The sequence below is a fragment of the Pseudomonas sp. ICMP 460 genome (assembly GCF_002723595.1).
In the GTDB taxonomy this organism is placed as follows: domain Bacteria; phylum Pseudomonadota; class Gammaproteobacteria; order Pseudomonadales; family Pseudomonadaceae; genus Aquipseudomonas; species Aquipseudomonas kitaguniensis.
Genome location: NZ_LKBR01000001.1, coordinates 138,248 through 162,550, shown reverse-complemented (window position 1 = coordinate 162,550; position 24,303 = coordinate 138,248). Strand labels below are relative to the sequence as shown.

The following is a 24,303-nucleotide window of genomic DNA, read 5'->3' as shown; positions in this document are numbered from 1 at the left end:
GACACATCAGGTGACTGGAATACCCTCATCGGGAGCAAGCCCCCTCCCACATCAGGCCTCCATTGAAGGGGAGCGCTTTACAGGATACGCACGCGCAACGAACGGCCTTTGATCTTGCCGTCATTCAAGCGCTGCAGCGCCTGCTTGGCGATCCCGCGCTCTACGGCCACAAAGGCCTGGAAGTCAAAGATTGCGATTTTGCCGACCTGTGCACCCGGTATGCCGGCTTCACCGGTCAGTGCGCCAAGAATGTCGCCTGGGCGAACCTTGTCTTTACGGCCAGCGCCGATGCACAAGGTGCTCATCACCGGCAGCAGTGGGCCGCCGCTTTGTGGCTTGAGGTTGTCCAGTTGGTCCCAGTTCAGTGGCGATTTTTGCAATTGCTCGATGGCTTGGGCGCGGTGCGCTTCGGACGGCGCCACCAGGCTGATGGCGATGCCGGTCTCACCGGCGCGGCCGGTACGGCCGACGCGGTGGATGTGGATTTCCGAGTCGCGGGCCAGTTCGACGTTGATCACCATGTCCAGCGAGTCAATGTCCAAGCCGCGCGCGGCAACGTCGGTCGCCACCAGCACCGAGGTGCTGCGGTTGGCGAACATCGCCAGTACCTGGTCGCGGTCGCGCTGTTCGAGGTCGCCATGCAGGCCAACGGCGGAAATGCCCTTGGCGGTCAGGTGATCCACGGTTTCCTGCACTTGCTGCTTGGTGAAGCAGAACGCGACGCAAGAGGCCGGGCGGAAATGCGCCAGCACTTTGGTCACGGCGTCCATGCGCTCTTCCGGCGAGATCTCGTAGAAACGCTGCTCGATCTGGTCGTCGGAGTGGAACGCTTCGGCCTTGACCTGTTGCGGCGCACGCATGAACTTGGAGGCCAATTGCTTGATGCTCACCGGGTAGGTGGCCGAGAACAGCAAGGTTTGGCGGCGCGCCGGGGTTTTGCTGATGATGTCTTCGATGGCGTCGTAGAAACCCATGTCGAGCATGCGGTCGGCTTCGTCGAGGATCAGCGTGTTCAAACCGTCCAGCACCAGCGAACCCTTGCGCAGGTGCTGCTGGATACGGCCGGGGGTGCCGACGATAACGTGCGCGCCATGCTCCAGCGAAGCGATCTGCGGGCCGAGGGACACGCCGCCGCACAGGGTCAGCACCTTGATGTTGTCTTCGGCGCGGGCCAGACGGCGAATTTCCTTGGCGACCTGGTCGGCCAGCTCACGCGTGGGGCACATGACCAGCGCCTGGCAGCCGAAGTAGCGCGGGTTGATCGGGTTCAACAGGCCGATGCCGAAGGCGGCGGTTTTGCCGCTGCCGGTCTTGGCCTGGGCAATCAGGTCCAGCCCCTTGAGGATCACCGGCAAGCTTTGCGCCTGGATCTGCGTCATCTCGACATAACCCAGCGAGTCGAGGTTAGCCAACATGGCGGCGGACAGCGGCAAAGTATTAAAAGCGGTGGCGATGGTAGTCACGGGACTGGCTCTGCAAAACAAAATGTCGCGCAGTGTAACAGGCCCCCACCCAATTTCTCGCATCGTTCGGACGAGGGGGCGGGCAGCGGCAAGCGGCAAGCGGCAAGCTGCAAGCTGCAAGCTGCAAGCTACAAGCTACAAGCTGCAAGCTGCAAGCTGCAAGCTACAAGCTACAAGCTACAAGCAGCGTCACCGCTTAAAGCTTGTAGCTGCTCCTAAGCTTGAAGCTTGAAGCTGCTTGTGAGCTTGAAGCTTGTAGCTGCCCCTTAGCTTGCAGCTGTTTTTTTGGGCGACAGTTGCAGGAAGATCGCCGCCGCCAGCATCGCCATGATGCCCACCGTTAGGAAGGTTAACTGGAAGGCGCCCAATACACTTTCGACGCCGTCGTTGCCGGTTTCCAGGGTAAACCCGCCGAGCAGTGCGCCGGCGCAGGCCACGCCCAGGCTGAGGGACAATTGTGCGACCACCGAGAGCAAACTGTTGCCGCTGCTGGCCTGGGCGTCGTCGAGGTCGATCAGGGTGACGGTGTTCATCGCGGTAAATTGCAGCGAGTTGATCGCCCCCAGCACCGCCAGCATGCACAGCAGCAGCGGGTAGGGCGTGTGTTCGCTGACCAGGCCCATACTGGCGAGCATCATGCCGAGCAACAGCGTGTTACCGGTCAGCACCAACCGGTAACCGAGGCGCTCGATTAATGTGCGCGCGATGGACTTGGCAAACATTGCCGCCGCCGCCAGCGGCAACATGCTCATGCCAGCTTCCGACGGCGAGTAACCCAGCGCCACCTGCAACAGCAGCGGCACCAGAAACGGCAACGCGCCGCTGCCCAGCCGCGCAAACAGGTTACCCAAAATGCCCACGGCAAAGGTGCGGGTCTTGAACAGCACCGGCGAGAACAGCGGGTTATCGATATGCCCGGCGCGCAGCCAATAGGCCGCGAGGCACGCCAGCCCGCCGAACAGCAACAGCATCACCCGCAGGTGCGGCAGGTGCAGTTCGCCCAAGCCTTCCATGGCGATGGTGATCAACACCATCGCCGCGCCAAACAGCACAAACCCCATGCTGTCAAAGCGCGTGCGCTCGCTGCCGCGCAGGTCGGGGATGAGTTTCCACACGGCGTAGCAACCGATCATGCCCACCGGCAGGTTGATCAGGAAGATCCAGTGCCAGGTCAGGTATTGCACCATCCAGCCGCCCAGCGTCGGGCCGAGCAGCGGGCCGAGCAGGCCGGGGATGGTAATGAAACCCATGATGCGCACCAGTTCGGAGCGCGGGTAAGCGCGCAAGACCACCAGGCGCCCAACAGGCAGCATCAATGCGCCGCCCAAACCTTGAATCACTCGCGCGCCCACCAGCATGCTCAAGCTGCTGGACAGCGCGCACAGCAACGAGCCGATGGTGAATAGCATGATCGCGCCGAAGAAGATTTTTTTGGTGCCGAAGCGGTCGGCGACCCAGCCCGACGCCGGGATCAGCAAGGCGACGGTGAGCATGTAAGCAATCACCACGCCTTGCATACGCAGCGGGTTTTCGGCGAGGTCGCGGGCCATGGCCGGCAGCGCCGTGTTGAGGATCGTCCCATCCAGCGACTGCATGAAGAAGGCAATCGCTACCACCCAGGGCAGCCAGCGGGCGGTCTTGGCATCGAGAGGGACGCGATTCGGCATGTGAACCCTTTTTGTTAGCAGGCTATGTGTCGGCGATTATGCGCCATTCGTCGCGCCTTTTCCCATTGGCTGTTCGTCTAGGTCTGACAACGCAGCGTGCTTTCCAACCAAAAAATCCAACAACGCACGGTGCACCGCCAGCGCCGCCTCGCGCGACTCCAGGTCAAGTAAGTGGCCGGTGTGTTCAGCACTGGCAAAGCTGCTGCGCCCCACGTAGTGCTTGAATAACTGGGCGTCGGCGGCGGGCGTGTATTCGTCCAGCGTGCCGTTGAGAAAATGCACCGGCGTTTCGATTTGGGTAAGCGCCGGCAAGTAATTGCCATCGCCCAGCCCCAGCACCTGCTGGATATGAAAGCGCGCCTGGCAGTACTCGTTGGTGGCCATGCTCGACAGGTGCCGGTGGTTATTGCGCTTGAGCCGTGGCGAGAGGTATTTGCCGACCGTCTCGTTGAGCAGGTCGCCGACCGCGGACTTGTCGTCGGCTTCGATTAGCACGCGCACGCGTTCCACATAATCGAGCATGGCCTGGTTGAGGTTGGGGGCCAGGGCCATCACCACCGAGCTTTGAATAGAGGGCGGGTTGTGCGCCAGGGTCAGCAATGTCGAGATGCCGCCCCACGAAGCCGACACCAAGTGGTTGACCTGAAAGCGCTCTACCAGCGCCCGCAGGATTTGCACTTCGTCGTCCTTGGTCACCAGGTCCAAGTCAGTGTTGTGCTCGCGGGAGTAGCCGGAAAAAGGCAAATCGAACAGCAGCACGTTGAAGTGTTGCGCCAGGCACTTGCTGGTGCGGGCAAAGGAGCGAGTGGTGGACAGTGCGCCATTGACCATCAGCACGGTGTTCCTGGTTGGGTCGTTGCCTAGTTGCTCTGTGTACACGTTGTAGTGTTTGAACAGCTTTTGAATGACAAAACTTCCATGGTTCATGTCAACGCTCCAGCTTGCCCTATCCCGGGCAAGGTCATGCTTTACGTGCGCGCACGTGGGTTGGGTGGCAGAGTGCCACTAACCGTTATAGCGAGGTTTTTTCGAGGCGACAACTGGCCGCGCGGGGAGACGGGTTAAATGGGAATGGGCGGTAGGAAGGGGCGAAACGAGGTGTGTGAAAACAAGACGAACACTGTGGGAGGGGGCTTGCTCCCGATAGCGGTATATCAGTCAATGACTCACTGGCTGATGCGCCGCTATCGGGAGCAAGTCGAATCGTCGCACCGCCCCTCCCACATTGGAGTAACTGCCGTTACAAGGTCAGCGTCAGGCGTTTTACCAGGGCGCCGGGCAGTAAGTTGGAGGCTGTATTGCGCTGGCTGTAGGTACTTGCCGACAGCAGCAGTTCTCGCTCAGCGGTCAGGGCTTCGAGTTGGGAGCCGAGCAACTGGTACACGCTGTCATCAAAACGCATGGTGCTGACCGGCGCTTTGATCTCGCCGTCTTCCACCCAGAACGTGGCGAAGCGCGTCATGCCGGTCAGGCGCGCCGCTGGCAGGTCGGAGTAGTTCAGGTACCACAGGTTGCTGATGTACAGCCCGGTGCCCAACTGTTTGAGAATATCGGCCTGGGCCAAACTGCCTGCCGCCACTTGCAGGGCGCTGGGTGATTCGTCGCTGCTCGCGCCGTTGGTGCTGAGGCCATATTCGGCGGCGCTGCGCGAGTTGATCAGCTGGCCGCAGGCTGCGCCCGCGCTGATCAGCGTTACATCGCCGCGCGGGTAGCCTTCGGTGGAAAATGCCTGGCTCAAGGAGCCGCTGATCTGCTCGTTCACCGTGACCAATGGGCTCAACGACTGCTCGCCCGCGTACAGGCGTTGCAACGAACTGCCCTTGCTGGCGATGGCCTGGGCGGAAAAACCACCCCAGGTGATGATGCTGAAGATTTCTTCCAGTGCGGCCGGCGCGAGGTAGGCGCGGTACTGCCCTGGCGCGAGTTTATGCAGTGGGCGGCCAAGAAATTCCAACTGTTCGCGCGCCTGTTGGAAGCGCGCGGCGAACTCGGCGCTGTTCCAGGTGTGCCCGGCGTAGCTGGCTTTTACTGCTTCGCCGTTGGCGTGGAACAAGCTGAAATCGACGTTAAAACTATTGGCCTGGTGCCAGCCGAATGCACCGTTTGAACTGGCAAAACCACGGCTGATCGGGCCGGCGGCGTAGAAGCCGACCATGTCCACGCCTTCTGCTGCCTGGTGTATTTCTTCGAGTACCTTGGCCAGCTCCGGCAAGGGTCGCAACTGTTCGTTGTGGCTTTGCCAGGCGTTGTGGTTGAGCAGCAAGTACGGGTCCTGCGGCAGTAACGGCAGGGTTTCGCGCAGTTGTTGCAGGCCATCGGCGAGGCGCTGGCGGTCGAGTTCCGGCGAACCGGCGAGGGTGATGCCGAGGTCGGCATGCCGGCCATCGCTGATCAGCTTGAGGTTCACGCTGGCCTGCTGCACTTGCCCGGCCTGGCGCACCTTGGCGTGGTTGAAACGCACGAATTCGGATGATTCGGCAGCAAAGCCGAGGTGGAATTGTTCCTTGTCGGTGATCGCCTGCTTGAGCCAATCCACCAGTGCCTTGAAAGTGTTCATCAGGCATCTCCCCCAAAAACATCGACATTACTGAACACGCACGCGGGCGAGGCATGGCCGACGCGGATGACCTGGTTGGGTTCGCCTTTGCCGCAGTTTGGCGTGCCCAAAACCTTGAAGGTGCTGGCGTCGCCGACGGCGCTGAGGTTGCGCCAGAACTGCGCGGAAATCGCCCGGTAGTTGGGGTTTTTCACCACGCCCTTGAGCTCGCCGTTTTCAATCAATTGGCCCCATTCGCAGCCGAACTGGAATTTATTACGCGCATCGTCGATGGACCAGGAGCGGTTGGTGCTCATCAAAATACCGTGCTCGATGCCGCTGATCAGTTCGGCCTGGCTTTTGTCGCCTGCCTCGATGTTCAGGTTGGCCATGCGGTCGATTGGCGGGCGGTTCCAGCCGCACGCGCGGCTGTTGGCAACGCCTGGCAGGTTCGCGCGAAATTGCGACAGCGCACCGCCCAATGGCTTGATCAGCAGGCCGTCGCGGATCAGGAACTGCTTGCTGGCGCGGGTGCCGTCATCGTCATGGCTGTAGCTGGCGAGCTGCTCGGGGATGTCCGGGTCGAAAGTCACGTTAAGTAATTTGGAGCCGTATTGCAGGTGGCCGAAGTCGCTGGCTTTCACAAAGCTGGTGCCGGCGTAATTGCGCTCATCACCGAGGATGCGGTCCAGTTCCAGCGGGTGGCCGATGGACTCATGGATCTGCAGGATCATCTGATCGGGCATTAACAGCAGGTCGCGCGGGCCGTGCGGCGTGTTCGGCGCGAGCAGCAATTGCAGGGCCTGGTCGGCGACGGTGCTGGCGGCGCCGACCAGGCCGAAGCGGCTGATCACGTTCGCGCCGCCTTGCTGGCCGAAGTTGCTGCCGCCCAAGGTGCGGGTCTGGCTGTCGTTGCCGTCGAAGGCGGTGACGCTCACGCCCGGATAAACAAAGCGTTGCGCCTGGCGCAGTTCGGCGCCGGCACTGTTGAGGTAGATCTGTTCGACGCGGGTGGTGCCCAGGCTGACTTCCCAGCTCACCAGGCGCTGGTCTTTGGGCACGCTCGCAGACTCGTCACCGAGCAATTGGTAGCAGTCGCTCAGGGACGGGAAGGGCTGTTCGAGGTCGGGCGACACGTAGTCGGCGACGTCCGTTGCGACGGGCTGTGTGTGCAGGTCGAGCAGGGCGTGCGGCAAGATCCGCCGGGCTTGCTGTTCAGCGCGCTCAAGGGCGGCTTGCAGGCCGGCAAGGGAGATGTCGTTGGTGGCGGCGTAGGCTTCCACGCCATTGACACGCACGGTGAGCATGGCGCCCTCGTCGTGGTTCAAGTGTGGCGGTGCGGCGACGTTTTTGCGTACCGACAGGTATTGGCCGGACTCACGCACGTAACGCAGCGAGAAGAATTCAGCGGTGGTGCGCAGGGCACTGAAATGCTTTTTGAGTGTGGCGTGGTGTTCGAACATGGGGCCTTCCTTGTGGGCGGCTCATCGCGGGCAGGCAACAGAGTAGGCCTGGGGCGGCGCGCTGATCAAGGAGAGTGTAGGCAGGCGGAGGGTGTTGAGGTGTCTGTTCGGGCCTCATCGGGAGCAAGCCCCCACGCACATTTTGGTGTGTGAATACCTTCAAATGTGGGCGGGGGCTTGCTCCCGATGGGAGCGACATCGTTACTGCGCGGTAGGGCCGACTTCACGCATCGGCTTGCCACGCACTGGCGCATCGCCTGCCACGTAGTAGTCGGCGGTGCTGCGCGGCAATGGCTGGCGGCCACGGATCTTGTCTGCGATTTTCTCGGCGATCATGATCGTCGGCGCGTTCAGGTTGCCGGTGGTGATGATCGGCATGATCGAGGCATCCACCACACGCAGGCCTTGCAGGCCATGCACACGGCCTTCGCCATCGACTACGGCCATTTCATCGTCGCCCATCTTGCACGAGCACGATGGGTGGTACGCGGTTTCGGCGTGTTCGCGGATGAACTTGTCGAGCTGCTCATCCGTTTGCACTTCGATGCCGGGGCTGATTTCGCGGCCACGGTATTGATCCAGCGCCGGCTGCTGCATGATTTCACGGGTCAGGCGGATGCCGTCGCGAAACTCCTGCCAATCCTGCTCGCTGGCCATGTAGTTGAAGAGGATGCTCGGGTAGTCCCGCGGGTTCTTCGATTTAAGCTGGATGCGGCCACGGCTCGGCGAACGCATGGAACCCATGTGCGCCTGAAAACCGTGTTCTTGCACGCCCTTGCTGCCGTTGTAGTTAATCGCCACCGGCAGGAAGTGGTACTGGATGTTCGGCCATTCGAATTCCGGGCGCGAACGGATAAAACCGCCGGCTTCGAACTGGTTGCTGGCGCCGATCCCGGTGCCGTTGAACAGCCATTCAGCGCCGATCGCCGGCTGGTTGTACCAGAGCAGCGACGGGTACAGCGACACCGGTTGGGTGCACGCATATTGCAGGTACAACTCAAGGTGGTCCTGCAGGTTTTCGCCGACGCCCGGCAGGTCGTGGACCACCGGGATGTCGAGGCTTTCGAGCAGTTTGGCCGGGCCGACACCGGAGCGTTGCAGCAGTTGCGGCGAGGCGATTGCGCCGCTGCACACCAGCACTTCTTTGCGCGCGCGGGCTTCAACGCGCTCTTCGGCAGCGCCGATCAGGTAACGCACGCCCACGGCACGCTTGCCTTCAAACAACACTTTGTCGGTCAGGGCGTGGGTGACGATGGTCAGCGTCGAACGCTTTTTAGCCGTGTCCAGGTAACCGCGTGCGGTGCTGGCGCGACGGCCGTTTGGCGTGACGGTACGGTCCATCGGGCCGAAGCCTTCTTGCTGGTAGCCGTTCAAGTCTTCGGTACGCGGGTAGCCGGCTTGTACGCCGGCTTCAACCATGGCGTTGAACAGCGGGTTGTTGCCGGCTTTAGGCGTGGTCACGCTGACCGGGCCATCGCCGCCGTGCCAGTCGTTGGCGCCGATGTCGCGGGTTTCGGCTTTACGGAAGTACGGCAGGCAGTCGAGGTACGTCCAGTCTTGCAGGCCGGGCAATTTGGCCCAATTGTCGTAGTCCATGGCGTTGCCACGGATGTAGCACATGCCGTTGATCAAGGACGAACCACCGAGGCCCTTGCCGCGGCCGCATTCCATCCGGCGGTTGTCCATGTGTGGCTCAGGGTCGGTTTCATAGGCCCAGTTGTAGCGACGGCCCTGCAGCGGGAACGCCAGGGCGGCCGGCATCTGGGTACGGAAGTCGAGACGGTAGTCAGGGCCGCCGGCTTCCAGCAGCAAAACGGTGACGCCTTCGTCTTCGGTCAGACGGGTCGCCAGGGTGTTACCGGCGGAGCCGGCACCCACAATGATGTAATCGTATTCTGTAGTCATGAGGTCTCCTTGGGAGCTGTAAGCTTCAAGCTTCAAGCTGCAAGAAAGTGCAGCGAGCGGTGTGTCTGGGAGGTGCGGCAAACCAAGCTGCTGTTACTGGCAGCTTGTGGCTTGCCGCTTGAGGCTCATCAGAACACCGATGCGTAGTCGCCCAGCTCAACCTGTACCGATTTGATGCGGGTGAAGTTGTTCAGCGAGCTGATGCCGTTCTCACGGCCAACACCCGATTGCTTGTAGCCGCCGACCGGCATTTTTGCGTCGGACTCGCCCCAGGCGTTGATCCAGCAGATGCCCGCTTCCAGTTGATGAATCACGCGGTGGGCGCGGTTCAAGTCTTTGGTCACAAGGCCCGCAGCCAGGCCGAAGTCGGTGTCGTTGGCGCGGCGGATTACTTCTTCTTCAGTCTCGTAAGTGAGGATGCTCATCACCGGGCCGAAGATTTCTTCACGGACGATGGTCATCTCGTCGGTGCAGTCAGTGAACACGGTCGGTGCCACGAACGCGCCTTTGGCCAGGTCGCCATCGGTCAGGCGGTCGCCGCCGCACAGCAGGCGGGCGCCTTGCTCTTTGCCCAGGCTGATGTAACCGAGCACGCTTTCCATGTGGGCGAAGCTGACCAGTGGGCCGAAGTTGGTGTTGTCGTCTTGCGGGTCGCCGACGCGAATGCGCGCAACACGCTCCAGAATCTTGGCTTCGAACGCCGCTTGCAGGTGCTTGGGCACGAACACGCGAGTGCCGTTGGTGCAGACCTGACCGGAGCTGTAGAAGTTGGCCATCATCGCGATGTCGGCGGCACGGTCCAGGTCGGCGTCTTCGAACACGATCAGCGGCGACTTGCCGCCCAGTTCCATGGTGACTTCCTTGAGCGACGAACTCGACGCACTGGCCATGACTTTTTTGCCGGTGTCGGTGCCGCCGGTGAACGAGATTTTCTCGATGCGCGGGTGCTCGGTCAGCCAGGTGCCGACTTCACGGCCGCTGCCGGTCAGTACGTTGAACACGCCTGCTGGAACGCCGGCTTCGGTGTAGATCTCGGCGAGTTTCAGGGTGGTCAGCGAGGTGACTTCGCTGGGCTTGAAGATCATCGCGTTACCCGCGGCCAGGGCCGGTGCGGATTTCCACAGGGCGATCTGGATCGGGTAGTTCCACGCGCCAATACCGGCAACCACGCCCAGCGGCTCGCGGCGGGTGTAGACAAAAGAGGTGTCACGCAGCGGGATCTGCTCGCCTTCGATGGCTGGCACCAGGCCTGCGTAGTATTCCAGCACGTCAGCGCCGGTCACGACGTCGACGTACTTGGTTTCGGAGAACGATTTACCGGTGTCCAGGGTTTCCAGCGCGGCCAGTTCATCGTTGCGCTCACGCAGAATGTCGACAGCACGGCGCAGGATGCGCGAACGCTCCATGGCGGTCATCGCGGCCCAGATTTTCTGGCCTTTTTCAGCGCTGACCACGGCACGTTCAACGTCATCGAACGTTGCGCGTTGCACTTGGGCGAGAACTTCACCGTTAGCCGGGTTGATGGCGTCGAAAGTGGCATCGCTGCCAGCGTCGCTGTAGCCGCCGTCAATGTAGAGTTTTTGCAGTTCGAAACGGGCCATAAAGTCCTCGCAAGTGCATAAGTGGTTGGCGTTACCCGCCAAAAAGTGAGCCGTGGGGTTCTGGCAACACTGAGCGGCAGACGTTCAGGGGTTGAGCGTTTATGTGTGCTCTAACTCACCTGCTTGGCCAATTGGAAATCCATGTATTCGTAAGCGATCCGCTGCGCCTGCGCCGTGTCGAAAGCGTCTCCCGACAGAGCGCCGCGCAACCACAAACCGTCGATTAACGCCGCCAGGCCGCGGGCTGCGCTGCGTGCTTCGGGCAGCGGCAGCACCCGGCGAAACTGGCAACACAGGTTCGAATACAAGCGGTGATCGTTGATCCGCTGCAACCTGTGCAATGACGGGTGGTGCATGCTGGAGGCCCAGAAGGCCAACCAGGTTTTCATCGCCGGGCCGTTGACTTGGCTGGCGTCGAAGTTGCCACCGATGATCACCTGAAGGTGGGCACGGGGGCTGTCGTCTTTCAGCGCCAGCCGGCGTTCGTGGACGTTCTCGATCAGCACATTCATCAAGTACCGCATCGTTGCGGCAATCAGGCCGTTCTTGTCCTGAAAGTAATGACTGATGATGCCGTTCGAGACACCGGCCAAACGGGCGATCAGCGCAATGCTGGCGTCGCCCATTCCGACCTGATCGATGGCCGTTAACGTGGCTTCGATCAACTGCTGGCGGCGTATGGGTTGCATACCGACCTTGGGCATGTAGCACCTCTCCTTAGGCCTGCCGATGGGCGATGAACGTCCCCGGACTGAAGGCCAGTCTATTTTGTTTTGATTGAACGTTCAATCAACAAAGAATAAGCTCTGCGACAAATAGCCGCGGCCTACAGGTATTTCCTACGCGTGGGCCGCAGCATCTGACACCTGCAAAAACCCTTGAAACAGGCCGTATCAAGGCCTTGCCGACGTTCGCGCTGGCTCTGGAATTTTCGCGGTGTCTTTATAACACCCGTCCGTCGACTGCCGAAAAATCGATGTTCCGGGATAACCGTTGCCTTGTGTTTCTCTCTCTCGCACTGCCTGGAGCATCTGCGCCATGAGTTCTGCCTCTCTTATAAAGACCCCGCCGGAAAAGGTACGGGTCAACGGTTGGGTGTTTTACACCTCCACCGCGCTGATTCTGTTGTTGACCGCCATTTTGATCATCGCCCCGCAGGAGGCCGGGCGCATGCTGGGTGTAGCGCAGGCCTGGCTGTCGAAAAGCTTTGGCTGGTACTACATGGTGGTCATCGCCGCCTACCTGGTGTTCGTGGTCGGCCTGGCGTTTTCCTCCTACGGCAAGTTGAAACTGGGCAGCAAGGACGACACACCGGATTTCAGCTACGGCGCCTGGGCTGGCATGTTGTTCTCGTCGGGCATCGGCATCTCGCTGCTGTACTTCGGCGCCTCCGAGCCGCTGGACCACTACTTCAACCCGCCCGAAGGCGCGGCCGCCAGCAACGGCGCGGCACGCCAGGCGTTGCAACTGACGTTCCTGCATTGGGGCCTGCATGGCTGGGCGATTTACGCGCTGGTCGGCTTGGCCGTGGCGTACTTTGCGTACCGGCATAACCAGCCGCTGGCGTTGCGTTCGGCGTTGTACCCGCTGGTGGGCGAACGCTGGGTAAAAGGTGCGGCCGGCCATGCGGTGGACGGTTTTGGCATGTTCGTGACCCTGCTCGGCCTGGTGACCAACCTGGGCATCGGCTCGATGCAGGTGTCGTCCGGGTTGGAAAACCTGTTCGGCATGCAGCACAGCAACACCAACCTGTTGATCGTGATCATCGTGATGAGCACTGTGGCGACCATCGCCGCCGTGTCGGGTGTGGAAAACGGTATTCGCCGCCTGTCGAACCTCAACATCGTGCTGTTCAGCGGTTTGCTGATTTTTGTGTTGCTGTTCGGCCCCACCCTGCACCTGCTCAATGGCTTGGTGCAAAACACCGGCGATTACCTCAACGGCATTGTGCTGAAAACCTTCGACCTTTATGTGTACGCAGGCGACGCCGACAAGACCGAGCGCTGGATGGGCCTGTGGACCCTGTTCTACTGGGCGTGGTGGATTTCGTGGGCGCCATTCGTGGGCATGTTCATCGCGCGTATTTCGCGTGGCCGCACCGTGCGTGAACTGGTGGCCGGCGTGCTGTTGATTCCGCTGGGCTTCACCCTGGCGTGGCTGTCGATCTTCGGTAACTCGGCGCTGGACCTGGTGCTGAACCACGGCGCGGTGGAGTTGGGCAAGACGGCGCTGGAGCAACCGTCGATGGCTATTTACCAACTGCTTGAGCATTACCCGGCGTCGAACATCGTGATCGGCGTGTCGATCTTCGTCGGTTTTGTGTTGTTCCTGACCCCGGCGGATTCCGGCGCGGTGATGATGGCCAACCTGTCGTGCACCGGCGGCAACGTGGACGAAGACGCGCCGCACTGGCTGCGTATCTTCTGGTCGGCGGTGATCACTCTGGTGACCATCGGCCTGCTGTTTGCGGGCAACTTCGAAGCCATGCAAACCATGGTGGTGTTGGCGGGGCTGCCGTTTTCGGTGGTGCTGATTCTGTTCATGTTCGGTTTGCACAAGGCGATGCGCCAGGACGTGGCGATCGAACAGGAGCAGGCGCAATTGGCCGAGCGTGGCCGCCGTGGTTTCAGCGAGCGTTTGACCGCGCTGGACCTGCAACCGAGCCAGGCCACCGTGCAACGCTTTTTGGACAAGCACGTAACGCCGGCGCTGGAAGAGGCGGCGACGGCGTTGCGTGATCAGGGGCTGGGCGTGCAGACCCTGTTGGGCAAATCCAAACGCTGTATCGGTGTGCGCATCGAGATGGAGGAGGGCAACCCGTTTGTTTACGAAGTGAGCCTGGATGCTTACTCGTCGGCCCCAGGCGACTTGCCCGAGGAAGAGCGCACGCGTTACTACCGGGCCGAGGTTTACCTGCACAACGGGCCTCAGGAATACGACCTGATGGGCTTCGCCCAGGAACAAATTACCCGGGACGTGCTCGATCAGTTTGAAAGCCATCGGCAGCTCCTTGGCCGTGTCTATAGCTGATGGTTGAGCCGGGTGGGAATGCGCTCAACTGTGGGAGGGTGCTTGCTCCAGATGGCGGTGTTTCAGTCAGCACAGCTGCTACTGTTGCACCGCTATCGGGAGCAAGCCCCCTCCCACACTGACCCCGTTTCTTCAGTGGGGTTTGGGGGGTTGGGTTAGCCGAGGTTTTTGCCGAGCAGGGCGTGGTAAAGCTCGCTGTCGCCCAATATCCCCACCACCTGGTTGTTGTCCTGCAGCACTAACTTGTTCCCTGTGTGGTAACGAATCTGCAGCGCATCGCGCATGCCGATATTGGAATCCACCAGCGTCGGTACGCGGCCCAAACCTTCCACAGGTTGCCCCGGTGCCCAGTTCTGCAGGTTCAACGGTGTGCCGTTCTGGCGGGCGCCTTTGATCACGTTGCCTTCGGTCAGGTCCAGCCAGGAGTCGCCGCCCGGGTCCAGGCTGATCGAGCCGTTCACATGGGTGCAGTTGTCCACCGTGCGCATAAGGCTGCGACCGCAGAGCACGTTCAGCGGGTTAGTGTGCGCGACGAAGGTGCGCACATAGTCATCCGCCGGGTTCAGCACGATCTCTTCCGGCACGCTGTGCTGGATGATCTTGCCGTCTTTCATGATCGCGATGCGGCTGCCCAGCTTGAGTGCTTCATCCAGGTCATGGCTGACGAACACGATGGTCTTGCTCAGCTTGCGTTGCAGCTCCAGCAGTTCATCTTGCAGGCCTTGGCGAATCAGCGGGTCGAGCGCGGAGAAGGGTTCATCCATCAGCAAAATGTCGGCGTCCATCGCCAAGGCGCGGGCCAGGCCAACGCGTTGCTGCATGCCGCCGGACAGCTCGTCGGGCTTCTTGTTGCGCCACTGGGTCAGGCCCACCAGCTCAAGTTTTTCATCCACCAACTTGCGCCGCTCTTTCTCCGGGCGGCCCTGCATCTCAAGGCCAAAGCTGATGTTCTCGCGCACCGTCAGCCAGGGCATCAGGGCGAACTTCTGGAACACCATGGCGATGCGTTTGGTGCGCATCATTTTCAGCTCGGCAGGCGTGCACGAGGCGATGTCGATTTGACGGCCTTCATGCTCCACAAACAACTGACCACGGCTGACGGTATTGAGCCCGTTGATGCAGCGCAGCAAGCTCGACTTGCCGGAGCCCGACAGGCCCATCAGCACACAGATTTCGCCTTTCTCTACATCCAGGCTGGCGTTTTCAACGCCGACAATCTGCCCGGTCTTTTTCAGGATTTCATTACGGCTCATGCCCTGGTCGAGCAGCTTGAGCGCTTCGCGTGGGTCTTTGGAAAAGATCACGTCGACCTTGTCGAATCGAATAATGCTCATGCATCACCCCCAGTTTTGGCATCGGGTTGTTTGCAGATGCGGTCAAGCATGATGGCCAGCAATACGATCGCCAGGCCCGCTTCAAAGCCCAGGGCAATGTCGGCGGTGTTCAGCGCGTTGACCACCGGCTTGCCGAGGCCGTCGGCGCCCACCAGGGCCGCGATCACCACCATCGACAACGACAGCATGATGCATTGGGTAATGCCGGCAGCGATGCTCGGCATGGCGTGCGGCAGTTCAATGCGCGAGAGCAACTGACGGCGCGAGCAACCAAAGGCCTTGCCGGCGTCCATCAACTCTTGCGGCACATCGCGGATGCCCAGGTAGGTCAGGCGGATCGGCGCCGCAATCGCGAACACCACGGTGGAAATCAGCCCGGGCACCACACCCAGCCCGAAGAGGGTCAGGGTAGGGATGAGGTAAACGAAGGTCGGTACGGTCTGCATCAGATCGAGCACCGGCCGCATCAGCGTATAAAACATCGGTTTGTGCGCGGCGATAATGCCCAGCGGCACACCGATGACCACGCAAACCAGGGTCGCGAACAGCACTTGCGCGAGGGTTTCCATGGTTTCCTGCCAGTACCCCAGGTTCAGGATCAGCAGGAACGAGGCAATCACAAAAACCGTCAGGCCCCATTTACGTTGAATAAAGTGAGCGAGTAGCGCAACCAGACCGATTAATGCCAGCGGGTTGAACCAGGTCAGCGCAAACGTCACGCCGTGGATCATCGTTTCCAGGGTCGATGCGATTGCGTCGAAATAGTTGGCGCCGTGTTCGGTCAACCAATCGACGAAGGCAGCGATGTACTGGCCCAGCGGGATTTTATGTTCAGTCAGCATGGTAGTGAAGGTCCACATGCGAAGGGAAAAACATCCCGGGCCAGCGCACCGGCCCGGGGTCAACAGGCTTACTTGTCGAGATAGGCTTTGACGGCCTCAAGCCCTGGCTTGCCGTCTACGGTGGTCACATTGGCGAGCCAGGTGTCGAGCACTTGCGGGTTCTTCTTCAGCCAGGCCTTGGCCGCGGCATCGGGCTTCATCTTGTCGTCGAGCACGTTGCCCATCAGGGTGCTTTCCATGTTCAACGTGAACGAGAGGTTTTTCAGCAGTTGGCCAACGTTGCTGCATTCCTGCGTGTAGCCCTTGCGCACGTTGGTGTAGATGGTGGCCTGGCCGTAGTTGGGGCCAAACGAATCATCACCGCCGGTCAGGTATTTCATCTTGAAGCGGGTGTTCATCGGGTGCGGTTCCCAGCCGAGGAACACGATGGCCTTGCCGCGTTTGGTGGCACGCTCAACTTGCGAGAGCATCCCGGCTTCGCTCGACTCGACCACCTTGAAACCTGCGGTTTTCAGGCCGAAGGCATCCTTGTCGATCAAGGTTTGAATGGTGCGGTTGCCGTCGTTGCCTGGCTCGATGCCGTAGATTTTGCCGTCCAGCTCATCCTTGAATTTCACGATGTCGGCGAAGTCTTTCAGGCCTTTGTCGTACAGCGCCTCGGGGACGGCCAGGGTGTACTTGGCGTTCTCCAGGTTGGCGCGCACGGTTTCTACGCTGCCGGCATCGCGGTACTGCTTGATGTCGTTCTCCATGGTCGGCATCCAGTTGCCGAGGAAGACGTCCATGTTCTTGCCGTCGGCCAGTGACTTGTAGGTGACCGGCACCGAAATCATCGTGGTGCGCGGCTTGTAGCCGAGGCCCTTGAGCACTTCGCTGGTGGTTGCGGTGGTCACGGTGATGTCGGTCCAGCCGACATCAGAGAAGTTAACGGTCTTGCACTGTTCCGGTTCTGCGGCGTGTGCCATCACCGGCAGACTCAACATGGCGGCCAACAACAACGAGGGTGAACCTTTCATGGGGGTAGACTCCTGTGTCTTTTCTGGCGGCATTCGCCGCGCTTTATAAGGGTTGCGGTTGGGACGTGCGACAGACAGCTCTGGCACGGTGCCTTGCAAACGAGTCGAGACTGATCATGTACCAGTGAAAATCTGACGCCTACAGGGGGCGTCGTATCCAGTACAGGGATGGTCGTATCCAGTGTCGGTGACGTCGCTTACAGCTTTTTTGAACCGCAAAACTGTAGTTTTTACCGATATGCACCGTTAAAAACGGCCAAAACTGACGATTGTGCACGGGCGACGCTGGCTAGCATGGTTACGTCGGTATGAGACGGCTTGATGACGGACAAAAGCCTGATGATGCCGCGATCTGGGCCGTGTAGCTCGCCGGTGCCTGGCCTGTGCTCACCGAGGCGTTGCACGGCAATGGCGATCAGCGTTTTCGTTTTCGACCTGTTCAAGATCGGCATCGGGCCTTGGAGGTCTCACACCGTCGGCCCCATGCGCGCAGCGGCGTTATTCGTCCAGGCATTGCGTGAACGTGAACTGTTGGAACAAGTCAGGCGGGTCGAAGTTCAGCGCTGCGGGTCTTTATCGGCCACCGGCATCGGTCACGGCAGCACGCCGTCACCATTATGGGCCCGATGGGCGAGTGGCCGGACGCGATTGATCCGGTGCAGCCACTACTGCTCATAAAGTGCACACCCCACTGCAAAAACGCCACCTTTTAGCGCGTCGCAAACAGATAAGTCGCTTTCGAGCAAATCCCGGCCTGACCCGCTGTTACCCGTGCGTGTGGTGACAGAATTTTCCTACGCCCGTAAAGCGCACTTCACACAAGTGCTACCGAACTGCTCACACACGTTGAGCGTACAACGGCTACGCGTTTTTCGAGGCATATCCCGCACTTCCTGCGTGGGCTTATATAGACACGTCAACAGGTCGTTTTCAGGAGTTATTGAATGGTCATTCAATTTTGGGCATGGCATTTGCTCTATCCATTCAAAGCCTCTCTCCCTGTGCTTTTTACAGCCCGGGAACAGAGCGCAATAACAAGAGCCTCGCATGAGGCCATCACCCGCTTTGTGTGAGGAGATACCGCGATGACGTCGTCCAACTCAGGGGCTCAACCCCAGAACCGTGCGCCCCAATCCATCGGCTTTTTGCTGTTGGACAATTTCACGCTTATTTCCCTGGCGTCCGCCGTGGAACCGCTGCGCATGGCCAACCAACTGTCCGGCCGCGAGCTGTATCGCTGGACAACCCTGAGCGTCGACGGCAACCAGGTGTGGGCCAGCGATGGTCTGCAAATCACCCCCGATGCCTGCATGCACAAAGCGCCGGCGCTGGACACGGTGATCGTGTGCGGCGGCGTGGGTATCCAGCGCACCGTCACCCGCGAGCATGTGTCGTGGCTGCAAAGCCAGGCGCGCCAGTCGCGGCGTCTCGGCGCTGTGTGCACCGGCAGTTGGGCGTTGGCGTGCGCGGGTTTGCTCGATGGGTTTGATTGCAGCGTGCACTGGGAATGCCTGGCGTCGATGCAGGAAGCCTTCCCGCGCGTGGCCATGAGCACACGCCTGTTTACCCTCGATCGCAACCGCTTCACCAGCTCTGGCGGCACCGCGCCGCTGGACATGATGCTGCACCTGATCAGCCGGGACCACGGGCGTGAATTGTCCGCCGCCATCTCCGAGATGTTTGTGTACGAACGCATCCGCAACGAGCAGGACCACCAGCGCGTGCCGCTCAAGCACATGCTCGGCACCAACCAGCCGAAGCTGCAGGAAATTGTCGCGCTGATGGAGGCCAACCTCGAAGAGCCGATCGACCTGGACGAACTGGCGGTATATGTGGCCGTGTCGCGTCGGCAGTTGGAGCGGTTGTTTCAAAAATACCTGCACTGCTCGCCGTCGCGTTATTACCTCAAGCTGCGCCTGATTCGTGCGCGGCAGTTGCTCAAGCAAACGCCGATGTCGATTATCGAAGTGGCCTCGGTGTGCGGGTTTGTGTCTACGCCGCACTTCTCCAAGTGCTACCGCGAATACTTCGGCATTCCGCCACGCGATGAGCGCGTCGGTTCCAACACCACGCAGCAAGTGGCGATGCTGCCGATTCCGCAGGCGCTGGTGTTGTCACCGTTGTCGGGGCCGCTGTCGGCGTTGAGCCAGGCGCGTAATGAGTCGACGTTTGCGAGTGTAAGGCTGTAGGCCGGGTCGCCGGCTATCGCGAGCAAGTCGAATCGTCGCACCGCCGCTCCCACACTTGAAGGTATTCACCATTCAAAATGTGGGAGCGGGCTTGCTCGCGATAGCGGTCTATCAGGCGCCAGCGTTCTGCTTGAACTGCCCCAACGCCGGCAACAACCGCTGATCAATCGCCTGCCTCACCGCCGGTAAAATCGTCGCGCTGCCGGTGTACATCTGCTCGACCATGCGCTTGAGCGCCTCGGCGCGTGCTTCGTCCAAACCGCGTACCGCAGACTCGCAGGCCTGCTCGGCGCTGGCGCCGCTGGGCACTTCAAAACCCAAAGAGCGCAGTTGGCCCAGCAGGTCATCCTGGTCAATCAAATCCGCGTGCATCATGACGTTTATCCTGGTGTAGGGAGCGGGGGCTGAGCTGGATTCTGGTAGGCCTTTGGCCGGTCGGCAAGCGCAGAATCAACGCTTGGCTCGGATGGCTATGAGCAGGTCGCTTTCTGGCGAGTTGGCGGTAAGCCAATAATGCGGCCGAGGAGGGCGGGGCGCGGCAAGTCGGCTTGTTCAGTGTGCATGGCTGCGAGTTTTCCCCGCGTGGCCTCGGTGAACGGCGCCGAATGCGGCCCCGCGAGGTCGACGTGCAGCAGCATCTGTTCGTTGCCTGCCAGCGCCGTTGCATCGCCCACATGATGCAGGCTGTGATAGAGGTGCAGGCGCTTGGCATCGTGGGCGATCAGTTGGGTATGCACCTCAACGCTGGCGCCGAGTTTCACTTCGTGCAGGTAATTCAGATGCAGCTCCAGGGTGAACAGCGAGTGCCCGCTGGCTTCACGGTTTTCGCTGTTCAGCCCCAGCGTGTCCATCAACGCATCGGTGGCGTAGCTGAAAATCAGCAGGTAGAACGCATCGCGCAGGTGGCCGTTGTAGTCCACCCAGTCGGGCTGGATTCTTGTGGTGTAAGTCGTCAGTGCAGGCATCACATAAATTCCGGCTATGTATTCGGTCAAATGTGAGAGCTGGCTTTCCTGCGATAGCAATGTACGACTCACCGCCGCTATCGCAGGCAAGCCAGCTCCCACAGGCAATCAACAACGGTTAATCAGCGAAGGTCATGCCGTGCTTGGCTTTGGTGGTTTTCACCGCCTCCAGCACTGCCAACAGGCAATCATCACGGTAGCGCTCCAGCGCCGAAATGCTGTGGTCACCCAACTGTTCACGGGTGCCGTCGACCACATCGTCGATCAGTTTGTCGGTCAATTCCGGCGCCGGCAGGTAGGTCCACGGCAACTGCAGCGCCGGGCCGAACTGCGCCATAAAGTGGCGCATGCCAGCGTCACCGCCCGCGAGGGTGTAGGTGAGGAAGGTGCCCATAAACGACCAGCGCAAGCCTGCGCCAAAACGGATCGCATCGTCGATCTCGCCGGTGGTCGCCACCCCGTCATTCACCAGGTGCAAGGCCTCACGCCACAGCGCTTCGAGCAAACGGTCAGCGATAAACCCCGGCACTTCCTTGCGCACATGCAGCGGGCGCATGCCGAGCGATTCATACACTTTTATCGCCGCTTGAATTGCCTCCGGCGCCGTGTTTTTGCCGCCCACTACTTCCACCAGCGGCAGCAGGTAAACCGGGTTGAACGGGTGGCCGACCACGCAGCGTTCCGGGTGGGTCGAACTTGCGTAGAACTCACTCGGCAACAGGCCCGAGGTACTTGAACCGATCAATGCTGTTGGCTTGGCCGCCGCGCTGATTTTGCTGTGCAGTTCGAGTTTCACGTCCAGGCGTTCCGGGGCACTTTCCTGGATGAAGTCGGCGTCTTTTACGCACGCCTCGATGGTGGTGACAAAGCGCAGGCGGTCTTGCGATGCGCCTGGCGCCAAGCCCTGTTTTTCCAGGGCGCCCCACGCATTGGCGACGCGTTTGCGCAGCGCTGCTTCGGCGCCGGGGGCCGGGTCCCAGGCGACCACGTCCAAGCCGTGCGCCAAGGCGCGCGATACCCAGCCGCTGCCGATGACACCGCTGCCCAGCGCGGCGAAGGTTTTGATTTCGGTGATAAAGCGCATGTCGACATTCCCTGAATAATTCGGTGATTCAATGTGTAAGCCTATCCAAAGGTGGGAGCCGGCTTGCCTGCGATAGCGGTGTGTCAGTTGGCATATTCAGTGGCCGGTGTACCGCCATCGCGGGCAAGCCTGGCTCCCACAGGGTTTTGTGGTGCCTGGCTCAGCCGCGCTGGGTCAGGCCCATCTTGATTCGGCCTTCTGCAGGCGTCATAACCCGCGCGCCCAAGCGGCTCAGAATTTCACTGGCGCGCTCCACCAGTTGGCCGTTGGTGGCAAGCACGCCTTTGTCCAGCCACAGGTTGTCTTCCAGGCCGACCCGTACGTTGCCGCCCAGCAGCACCGCTTGCGCCGCCATCGGCATTTGCATGCGGCCGATACCGAAGCCGGCCCACACCGCTTCGGCGGGCAGGTTGTCGACCATGGCTTTCATGCTGGTGGTGTCAGCCGGTGCGCCCCATGGGATGCCCAGGCACAGCTGGAACAGCGGGTTGTCGAGCAGGCCTTCCTTGATCATCTGCTTGGCGAACCACAGGTGGCCGGTGTCGAAAATTTCCAGCTCGGCCTTAACGCCCAGCGCCTGAATGCGCTTGGCACCCGCACGCAGTTGCGCCGGGGTGGACACGTAAATGCTGTCGCCATCGCCGAAGTTCAGCGTGCCGCAGTCCAGCGTGCAAATTTCCGGCAGCAGCGCTTCCACATGCGCCAGGCGCGTCAGCGGGCCAACCAGGTCAGTGTTGGCGCCGAACGCCATCGGGTTTTCGCCGCCGCCTATCTCCAGGTCGCCGCCCATGCCGGCGGTGAGGTTGACGATGATGTCGATGTCGGCCTCGCGGATGCGCTCCATCACTTCGCGGTACAAGGCCACGTCACGGCTGAACTTGCCGGTGTGCGGGTCACGCACGTGGCAGTGCACCACGGTGGCACCGGCCTTGGCGGCTTCAACGGCGGCGGCGGCGATTTGTGTGGGCGTGACCGGCACGTGTGGGCTTCTGGCGCTCGTGTCGCCAGCACCGGTGAGTGCGCAGGTGATGATGACGTCGTGGTTCATGCGGCGGGTTCCTTACAGGCGTGATGATGCCGTTCGCGGTCGCCAGTGACCGCGAAACGGTGCTTCAGAAAAAATTATTTGAGGGTCAATTGCAGGTTGGCGGCAGCCGGTTTGCCGTCAAAGGTGGTCACGCCTTCGAGCCAGCGTTGTTGGTCTTGCGGGTGATCCTTGAGCCACTGCCTGGCCGACTCGATCGGGTCTTTGTGGTCCAGCAACGGCTGCATCATGCGGCTCTCGTCGGCGGCGGTGAAGGTCAGGTTGGTCAGCAGTTTGTGCACGTTCGGGCACTGCTCGGCGTAGGTCGGCGACGTCACGCTCCACACGGTGGCCATGCCTTCGTTGGGGCCAAGGGCATCGTCGCTGCCGGTGAGGTACGTCATCGCCACATTCACGTTCATCGGGTGCGGCGCCCAGCCGAAGAACACCACGGCTTCCTTGCGCCGCACTGCACGGTCGACGGCGGCGAGCATGCCGGCTTCGCTGGATTCCACCAGTTGGAATTTACCCAGGCCGAACTGGTTTTTGGCGATCATTGCTTTGATCTGCGTGTTGGCGCCCGAGCCCGGCTCGATGCCGTAGAGCTTGCCGCCGAGGTCTTTCTCGAACCGGGCAATATCGGCGAAGGTTTTCAGGCCCTTGTCCGCCAGGTAAGTCGGCACGGCGAGGGTAGCGCGGGCATCTTGCAGGCTGGGTCTGTCGAGGACTTTGACCTGCTTGGCCTCCACGAACGGCGTGATGGTCTGGGTCATCAACGGGTTCCAATAGCCGAGGAACATATCCAGACGCTTGTCGCGGATGCCGGCGAAGATGATTTGCTGGGAGGCGCTGGTTTGTTTGGTCTTGTAGCCGAGGCCATCGAGCAATACCTGGGTCATGGCGCTGGTGGCGATGACGTCGGTCCAGTTCACCACGCCCATGCGCACGTTCCGGCAGGACTCGGCGTCGGCCGCTAATACGCTGGTGCTCAAAATGGCACTGGCGCTGAGTGCCAGCGCGCAGCGGCTGATCAGTCGGTTCATGGTGAATCCCTCGGCAGCTGGTTATTGTGGGGGCCGGCGTCTTTGTGCGCCGTGGGATCAAGTTACGTACCTTCGGGCCTGACAAAACGCACGGCGGCGACCCGCTCTTGCACTGCAGCGACCTGCCCCCTTGAAACCGCGCATTAACGGGAGTATCACAGTGCCACGCTGCCCGCCCGACGAGAGCGCCACCATGCCCCAGGATGTCTATTTTTTGCTGATGCCGGGCTTCTCGGCCATCGGCTTTATCTCCGCCCTTGAGCCGCTGCGGGTGGCCAACCGCTTTCGCGGCGAGCTGTACCGCTGGCACATCTTGAGCGCCGACGGCGGCGCGGTGCTGGCGAGCAATGGCATGTCGGTCAACGCCGACGCCGCGCTGGAGCCGCTGAAAAAAGGCGCGACGCTGTTGGTGGTTGCAGGCTTCGAACCGCTGCAGTTCGCCACGCCCGCTCTGGGGCAGTGGCTGCGCCGCCTCGACCACGAAGGCGTGACCCTCGGCGCCATCGACACGGGCGCCTGTGTGCTCGCCGAAGCCGGTTTACTCGACGGCTACCGCCTGACGTTGCACTGGGAAGCCATCGAGGCCTTCAAGGAGTCTTATCCGCACCTGAGCGTGACGCAGGAGTTGTTTGAGATCGACCGCCGCCGTATCACCTGCGCCGGTGGCACCGCGTGCATCGACCTGATGCTCGACCTGATCGCCCACGCGCATGGCGCTGAGCTGGCGATTCAGGTCTCGGAACAATTCGTGCTCGGGCGTATCCGCCCACGCAAAGACCACCAGCGCATGCAAATCGCCACGCGTTACGGCATCAACAACAAAAAACTCGTGCAAGTAATCGGCGAGATGGAACAACACACCGAGCCGCCGCTGAGTACGTTGGCACTGGCCGACGCGATCAACGTGACCCGCCGCCAGTTGGAGCGGCTGTTTCGCCTGCATTTGAACGACACGCCGAGCAATTTCTACCTTGGCCTGCGCCTGGCAAAAGCCCGGCAGCTGTTGCGCCAGAGCGACATGAGCGTGCTGGAGGTAAGTATTGCCTGCGGGTTTGAATCGCCGTCGTATTTCACGCGCAGCTACAGGGCCAAGTTTGCCAAGTGCCCGCGGGAGGATCGGCGACGGGAAGTGGTTTGACGG

At 61.0% G+C, this 24,303-nt stretch carries 19 protein-coding genes and 1 pseudogene; 4 read left to right on the top strand and 16 right to left on the bottom strand.

What is annotated here, in order from left to right:
* Positions 1-77: 77 nt before the first annotated feature.
* From dbpA to betI, 8 genes are all read right to left on the bottom strand, one after another.
* Complete coding sequence (gene dbpA, locus AO240_RS00740; protein WP_235592463.1) at positions 78-1,415, bottom strand: ATP-dependent RNA helicase DbpA; 1,338 nt, start codon at positions 1,413-1,415, stop codon at positions 78-80.
* 314 nt (positions 1,416-1,729) lie between these two features.
* Positions 1,730-3,130, bottom strand: a complete 1,401-nt coding sequence (gene mdtD / locus AO240_RS00735; protein ID WP_099234778.1) for a multidrug transporter subunit MdtD — start codon at positions 3,128-3,130, stop codon at positions 1,730-1,732.
* 36 nt (positions 3,131-3,166) lie between these two features.
* Positions 3,167-4,057, bottom strand: a complete 891-nt coding sequence (locus tag AO240_RS00730) for an alpha/beta fold hydrolase (RefSeq protein WP_099234777.1) — start codon at positions 4,055-4,057, stop codon at positions 3,167-3,169.
* A gap of 313 nt (positions 4,058-4,370) precedes the next feature.
* The gene (locus tag AO240_RS00725) at positions 4,371-5,687 is read right to left on the bottom strand and encodes a TldD/PmbA family protein (protein WP_099234776.1); all 1,317 of its coding nucleotides are present in this window, start codon (positions 5,685-5,687) and stop codon (positions 4,371-4,373) included.
* Positions 5,687-7,129, bottom strand: a complete 1,443-nt coding sequence (locus AO240_RS00720) for a TldD/PmbA family protein (protein ID WP_099234775.1) — start codon at positions 7,127-7,129, stop codon at positions 5,687-5,689. The genes AO240_RS00725 and AO240_RS00720 overlap by 1 nt, the downstream gene beginning before the upstream one ends.
* Before the next feature lie 201 nt (positions 7,130-7,330).
* Complete coding sequence (gene betA / locus AO240_RS00715; RefSeq protein WP_058415168.1) at positions 7,331-9,034, bottom strand: choline dehydrogenase; 1,704 nt, start codon at positions 9,032-9,034, stop codon at positions 7,331-7,333.
* A gap of 128 nt (positions 9,035-9,162) precedes the next feature.
* Complete coding sequence (gene betB, locus AO240_RS00710; protein ID WP_099234774.1) at positions 9,163-10,635, bottom strand: betaine-aldehyde dehydrogenase; 1,473 nt, start codon at positions 10,633-10,635, stop codon at positions 9,163-9,165.
* A gap of 110 nt (positions 10,636-10,745) precedes the next feature.
* Complete coding sequence (betI, locus tag AO240_RS00705) at positions 10,746-11,339, bottom strand: transcriptional regulator BetI (RefSeq protein ID WP_099234773.1); 594 nt, start codon at positions 11,337-11,339, stop codon at positions 10,746-10,748.
* A 391-nt stretch (positions 11,340-11,730) separates the two neighbouring features.
* Between betI and AO240_RS00700 the strand changes: the two genes are divergently transcribed.
* Positions 11,731-13,665, top strand: coding sequence for a BCCT family transporter (locus AO240_RS00700; protein ID WP_256585824.1), 1,935 nt, complete (start codon positions 11,731-11,733; stop codon positions 13,663-13,665).
* Positions 13,666-13,820: 155 nt separating this feature from the next.
* Here AO240_RS00700 and choV read toward each other — a convergent pair whose 3' ends face one another.
* The 3 genes from choV to AO240_RS00685 form a co-directional block, all read right to left on the bottom strand.
* A complete protein-coding gene (choV, locus tag AO240_RS00695; protein ID WP_099234771.1) occupies positions 13,821-14,999 on the bottom strand; it encodes a choline ABC transporter ATP-binding protein in 1,179 nt (392 codons plus the stop codon).
* On the bottom strand, positions 14,996-15,841 hold the full coding sequence (gene choW / locus AO240_RS00690; RefSeq protein ID WP_058415173.1) for a choline ABC transporter permease subunit: 846 nt from the start codon (positions 15,839-15,841) through the stop codon (positions 14,996-14,998). Before choW ends, choV begins: the two co-directional genes overlap by 4 nt.
* 68 nt (positions 15,842-15,909) lie before the next feature.
* A complete protein-coding gene (locus tag AO240_RS00685; protein ID WP_099234770.1) occupies positions 15,910-16,857 on the bottom strand; it encodes a choline ABC transporter substrate-binding protein in 948 nt (315 codons plus the stop codon).
* A 414-nt stretch (positions 16,858-17,271) separates the two neighbouring features.
* On the opposite strand from AO240_RS00685, the pseudogene AO240_RS00680 reads away from it, so the two are divergent.
* Together AO240_RS00680 and AO240_RS00675 are read left to right on the top strand one after the other, a co-directional pair.
* Positions 17,272-17,519 (top strand): annotated as a pseudogene (locus AO240_RS00680) (serine dehydratase beta chain); the annotation flags it as partial.
* Positions 17,520-17,942: 423 nt separating this feature from the next.
* Positions 17,943-19,046 (top strand): GlxA family transcriptional regulator, encoded by a 1,104-nt coding sequence (locus AO240_RS00675; protein ID WP_099234769.1) that lies wholly within the window; start codon positions 17,943-17,945, stop codon positions 19,044-19,046.
* Positions 19,047-19,157: 111 nt separating this feature from the next.
* Here the strand turns inward: AO240_RS00675 and AO240_RS00670 are convergent, their stop codons facing one another.
* The 5 genes from AO240_RS00670 to AO240_RS00650 all read right to left on the bottom strand — a co-directional run bounded on the left by AO240_RS00670 (position 19,158) and on the right by AO240_RS00650 (position 23,162).
* Entirely contained in the window at positions 19,158-19,421 is a 264-nt protein-coding gene (locus AO240_RS00670; RefSeq protein ID WP_099234768.1) for a hypothetical protein, read from the bottom strand.
* Between the two features lie 95 nt (positions 19,422-19,516).
* Positions 19,517-20,011 carry a thioesterase family protein gene (locus AO240_RS00665; RefSeq protein ID WP_099234767.1) on the bottom strand — a complete coding sequence of 165 codons (495 nt, stop codon included), beginning with the start codon at positions 20,009-20,011 and terminating at the stop codon, positions 19,517-19,519.
* A gap of 118 nt (positions 20,012-20,129) precedes the next feature.
* On the bottom strand, positions 20,130-21,095 hold the full coding sequence (locus AO240_RS00660; protein WP_099234766.1) for an L-carnitine dehydrogenase: 966 nt from the start codon (positions 21,093-21,095) through the stop codon (positions 20,130-20,132).
* Positions 21,096-21,255: 160 nt separating this feature from the next.
* Positions 21,256-22,143: a 3-keto-5-aminohexanoate cleavage protein gene (locus tag AO240_RS00655; protein WP_099234765.1), complete on the bottom strand. Its 888-nt coding sequence runs from the start codon at positions 22,141-22,143 to the stop codon at positions 21,256-21,258.
* Between the two features lie 74 nt (positions 22,144-22,217).
* Positions 22,218-23,162, bottom strand: a complete 945-nt coding sequence (locus AO240_RS00650; RefSeq protein ID WP_099234764.1) for a choline ABC transporter substrate-binding protein — start codon at positions 23,160-23,162, stop codon at positions 22,218-22,220.
* 193 nt (positions 23,163-23,355) lie between these two features.
* On the opposite strand from AO240_RS00650, the gene AO240_RS00645 reads away from it, so the two are divergent.
* A complete protein-coding gene (locus AO240_RS00645; RefSeq protein ID WP_177445759.1) occupies positions 23,356-24,300 on the top strand; it encodes a GlxA family transcriptional regulator in 945 nt (314 codons plus the stop codon).
* The last annotated feature ends 3 nt before the right edge of the window (positions 24,301-24,303 follow it).